The sequence below is a fragment of the Streptomyces sp. genome (assembly GCF_050698815.1).
Taxonomy (GTDB): domain Bacteria; phylum Actinomycetota; class Actinomycetes; order Streptomycetales; family Streptomycetaceae; genus Streptomyces.
On the sequence record NZ_JBOHCV010000571.1, the window covers coordinates 1 to 3,831 of the forward strand.

Annotated in this window: 5 protein-coding genes and 1 pseudogene; 4 read left to right on the forward strand and 2 right to left on the reverse strand. The window is 70.8% G+C overall.

Annotated features, from left to right (window positions below):
* Nucleotides 1–15: 15 nt before the first annotated feature.
* The 3 genes from ACRDP3_RS20550 (at nucleotide 16) to era (ending at nucleotide 1,829) form a co-directional block, all read left to right on the forward strand.
* A complete protein-coding gene (locus tag ACRDP3_RS20550) occupies nucleotides 16–372 on the forward strand; it encodes an MmcQ/YjbR family DNA-binding protein (RefSeq protein WP_431518448.1) in 357 nt (118 codons plus the stop codon).
* 33 nt (nucleotides 373–405) lie between these two features.
* Nucleotides 406–765, forward strand: coding sequence for a cytidine deaminase (locus ACRDP3_RS20555; RefSeq protein ID WP_431518444.1), 360 nt, complete (start codon nucleotides 406–408; stop codon nucleotides 763–765).
* Nucleotides 766–827: 62 nt separating this feature from the next.
* Nucleotides 828–1,829, forward strand: a complete 1,002-nt coding sequence (era, locus tag ACRDP3_RS20560) for a GTPase Era (protein ID WP_431518445.1) — start codon at nucleotides 828–830, stop codon at nucleotides 1,827–1,829.
* A 16-nt stretch (nucleotides 1,830–1,845) separates the two neighbouring features.
* Here the strand turns inward: era and ACRDP3_RS20565 are convergent, their stop codons facing one another.
* Nucleotides 1,846–2,112, reverse strand: a complete 267-nt coding sequence (locus tag ACRDP3_RS20565) for a protealysin inhibitor emfourin (protein ID WP_431518446.1) — start codon at nucleotides 2,110–2,112, stop codon at nucleotides 1,846–1,848.
* Between the two features lie 25 nt (nucleotides 2,113–2,137).
* Nucleotides 2,138–3,262: a M4 family metallopeptidase gene (locus ACRDP3_RS20570; protein WP_431518447.1), complete on the reverse strand. Its 1,125-nt coding sequence runs from the start codon at nucleotides 3,260–3,262 to the stop codon at nucleotides 2,138–2,140.
* 353 nt (nucleotides 3,263–3,615) lie between these two features.
* Here ACRDP3_RS20570 and ACRDP3_RS20575 point away from each other — a divergent pair.
* Nucleotides 3,616–3,831: pseudogene (locus ACRDP3_RS20575) on the forward strand (hypothetical protein); the annotation flags it as partial.

The window sequence follows — 3,831 nt, forward strand, 5'->3', positions numbered from 1 at the left end:
TGGGATCCTGAGGCCATGACACCGGACGAGCTGCGCACGTACTGCCTCGGGCTGAACGGAGCGAGCGAGGACTTTCCGTTCAATCCGGAGGTGTCCGTCTTCAAGGTGGGCGGGAAGCTCTTCGCCCTGAGCGCGCTGGACGGGCACCCGCTGGAGGTGAGCGTGAAGTGCGAGCCGGAGCTGGCCGTACAGCTGAGGACGGCGCATGAGGCGATCAGGCCCGGATACCACCTCAACAAGCGGCACTGGAACACCCTCACCCTCGACGGCACCCTCCCGGACGACATGGTCAGGGAGATGATCGAGGACTCGTGGGACCTGGTGGTCGCCGGTCTCCCCCGTCGTGAGCGTCTGCTGCTGGACCGGCCCTGACCGGGCCGACGACGACCGCATAGGCTCGGGCGCATGACTGACCAGAGTGACCAGGGGCTGGACCCCGAGGACCGCAAGCTCGTGACGTTGGCGCGCAGCGCCCGGGCGCGGAACGGGGTGCCGGAGGGGGCGGCCGTGCGGGACGACATGGGCCGTACATATGTGGCGGGCTCGGTCGCGCTGGCCTCGCTCGAGCTGAGCGCGCTGCGGACGGCCGTGGCGATGGCGGTCGCGTCCGGCGCGGCCTCGCTGGAGGCCGCCGCCGTCGTATCGGCGGCGGAGCTGATCCCGGCGGCGGATCTGGCCGCCGTGCACGACCTGGGCGGAGCGGATACGACCGTGCTGCTGGCGGGCACGGACGGCAACGTGCGGGCCACGGTGACGGCGGGCTGAGGGCGCCGGCAGCGCGGCCGGGGCGGTCATCGGCACTCACCCGATCGGGGACAATGGTCGGCATGGACGCCCCTTCACCCGCCTCCGAGGCCGCCGACGCCGACGCCGACGCCGACGCCGAAGCCGACGCCGCCGCCGACGCCGCCGCCGAACCGCACCGTTCCGGGTTCGCGTGCTTCGTGGGCCGCCCGAACGCGGGCAAGTCGACGCTCACCAACGCGCTGGTGGGCACGAAGGTCGCGATCACCTCCACTCGCCCGCAGACCACCCGGCACACGGTGCGCGGCATCGTGCACCGACCCGAGGCGCAGCTCGTCCTGGTCGACACCCCTGGCCTGCACAAGCCGCGCACGCTGCTGGGTGAGCGGCTCAACGACGTCGTCCGTACGACGTGGGCCGAGGTCGACGTCATCGGCTTCTGCCTGCCCGCCGACGAGAAGATCGGCCCCGGCGACCGTTTCATCGCCGCCGAACTGGCCGGGCTCAAGCGGACCCCGAAGGTCGCCGTGGTCACCAAGACCGACCTGGTCGACTCCAGGGCGCTGGCCGAGCAGCTGATCGCCATCGACCGGCTCGGCAAGGAGACCGGCCTGGAGTGGACCGAGATCGTGCCGGTCTCGGCCGTCGCCGGTGAACAGGTCGCGCTGCTGCCGGAGTTGCTGGTGCCGCTCCTTCCCGAGGGCCCCGCCCTCTACCCGGACGGCGACCTGACCGACGAGCCCGAGCAGGTCATGGTCGCCGAGCTCATCCGGGAGGCGGCCCTGGAGGGCGTACGGGACGAGCTGCCGCACTCCATCGCTGTCGTCGTGGAGGAGATGCTGCCCCGCGAGGACCGTCCGGCGGACCGGCCGCTGCTCGACATCCACGCCAATATCTTCATCGAGCGCCCCAGCCAGAAGGGCATCGTCATCGGCCCCAAGGGCAAGCGGCTCAAGGACGTCGGCACGACCTCGCGTGGCCACATCGAGGCGTTGCTGGGCACGCCCGTCTATCTGGATCTGCATGTGAAGGTCGCCAAGGACTGGCAGCGCGACCCCAAGCAGCTGCGCAGGCTGGGCTTCTGACTTCTGACAGGAGCTTTCAGGCGCCCTCCTTCAGCACCGTCCTGACCAGCGCCGACTGCGCTTCGGTGAGGCGCGGGTCGGCGCAGTGGCCGGTGTCGCCGTCGATCTCGATCTCGTAGTGGAAGCCGTCCGGTACGCCGGCGGGCCGATCCTTGCCGCCCTCGGCGAGGGCGCTGCGGGCCAGCGCGGCCAGCGCGTCGGCGTCCGGACGGCCGCCGGTCTCCAGGGTGGCGCGGCGGGTCAGTCCCGCGAAGCCGCCCGTGCGGGTGACGGTGATACGCATAGGACCATCCTCCCGCGTCCGGGCGTTACGCGGTGCTGCTTGCCGGGGTCTCGGCGGCAGCCTGGGCCGGCGTGACGCCCACCAGGGACCACGACTTGAGCACCGCCTCCCGCTCCGCGCTGCCGTCCCCGTAGCGGCTGTCGGCCGCGGCCACCGTGACGCCCGCGAAGGCGGCGAAGTCCGCGTCCGGGGTGAGGGCGGGCGAGCGGAGGGTGTCGTACCAGATCTGCCCCGCGCGCTCCCAGGCGTGGCCGCCCAGCTCCGTGGCCAGCTGGTAGAAGGCGTGGTTGGGGATGCCGGAGTTGATGTGCACGCCGCCGTTGTCGGAGCCGGTGTGGACGTAGTCGGCCATGGTCGCGGGTTGCGGGTCCTTGCCGAGTACGTCGTCGTCGTAGGCCGTGCCGGGCGCCTTCATCGAACGCAGCGCCGTGCCCTCGACGTTGTCCGTGAACAGGCCGACGCCGATCAGCCAGTCCGCCTGGTCGGCGGTCTGGCCCAGCCCGTACTGCTTGATGAGGGAGCCGAAGACGTCGGAGACGGACTCGTTGAGCGCGCCGGACTGGCCGAAGTAGGCGAGGTTCGCGGTGTGTTGCGTGACCCCGTGGGTGAGTTCGTGGCCGATGACGTCGACCGGCAGCGTGAAGTCGCGGAAGATCTCCCCGTCGCCGTCTCCGAAGACCATGCGGTGACCGTCCCAGAAGGCGTTGCCGTACTTCTCGCCGTAGTGGACCGTCGCGTCCAGGGGCAGGCCCGCGTCGTCGATCGAGTAGTGGGAGAAGGCGGCGAGGTAGAGGTCGAAGGTCGCGCCGAGGCCCGCGTACGCGCGGTTGACGCTGGCGTCCGCGACGGGCCCCTCGCCCTCCTTCCGCACCGTCGTCCCGGGCAGCTCCTCCTTGTTCCGCGCGTCGCTGATCGTGCGCTTCGGCTTCTTGTCCTCCTCCGGCCGCCTAGGGGCGACCACGCCAGCGGTCATCCGGACGGTGGTGATCCGGCGCCTGGTGCGCTGCAGGGCGTCGTGCTCCAGGGTGCGGCGGGCCGCCTCGAAGACCACGGGGTCGCCGGACCGGGAGAGCCGGTCCAGGAGGTGCGGCGGGATGATCGTGCAGAAGACGGGGTGTCGGGCATCCGTACGCGCTGAGGGTGCGTTCATACAGAAAACGTGGCACAGAGTCATCACACTGTCACTGCTTGCTGCCATGATTCGTACGAAGGGGTACACAAGCCTCAACTCGCGGACCGCCAGGGGCGACTCGCGTACCGGGTGACGCCCCATCCCCGACGCCTCCCGCACCTGTCCCGCATGGTGATACGGGCTCTTGGATCTCGGGCGGTCTCCGTTAGACTCAGGCCCATCATGCGTTTCGGGCTGCTGCTTCTTAGCTGCCGCGGCGAGGGTCTGTAGTCGTACGGCCGGCCCCCTCCCCGCGGAGATCGGTGCTGCCACCGTCGGCCCTCGAAGCCCACTCACGCGGAGCTTTCTCCGCGACCAGGAGCCCACGCATCATGACTTCCGCCGAATCCACCGGATCCACCGCGCCCACATCTTCCGTCCCGGCTGCCGCGCCCGCTGCGACCGGGCTCGGCCGTCCCACGCCCATCACTGCGGCGACCGTACGGCAGCGGCCCTCCGGAATGCCGGTGCACCGGTACGGGCAGTACGAGGCTGTCGACATCCCCGACCGCAGCTGGCCGGACAACCGCATCACCAAGGCCCCCCGC

Excerpts from the sequence above, each read along its gene's own strand:
- ACRDP3_RS20550 (WP_431518448.1), top strand. The coding sequence starts at position 16 with ATGACACCGGACGAGCTGCGCACGTACTGCCTCGGGCTGAACGGAGCG.
- ACRDP3_RS20555 (WP_431518444.1), top strand. The coding sequence starts at position 406 with ATGACTGACCAGAGTGACCAGGGGCTGGACCCCGAGGACCGCAAGCTC.
- era (WP_431518445.1), top strand. The coding sequence starts at position 828 with ATGGACGCCCCTTCACCCGCCTCCGAGGCCGCCGACGCCGACGCCGAC.
- ACRDP3_RS20565 (WP_431518446.1), bottom strand. The coding sequence starts at position 2,112 with ATGCGTATCACCGTCACCCGCACGGGCGGCTTCGCGGGACTGACCCGC.
- ACRDP3_RS20570 (WP_431518447.1), bottom strand. The coding sequence starts at position 3,262 with ATGAACGCACCCTCAGCGCGTACGGATGCCCGACACCCCGTCTTCTGC.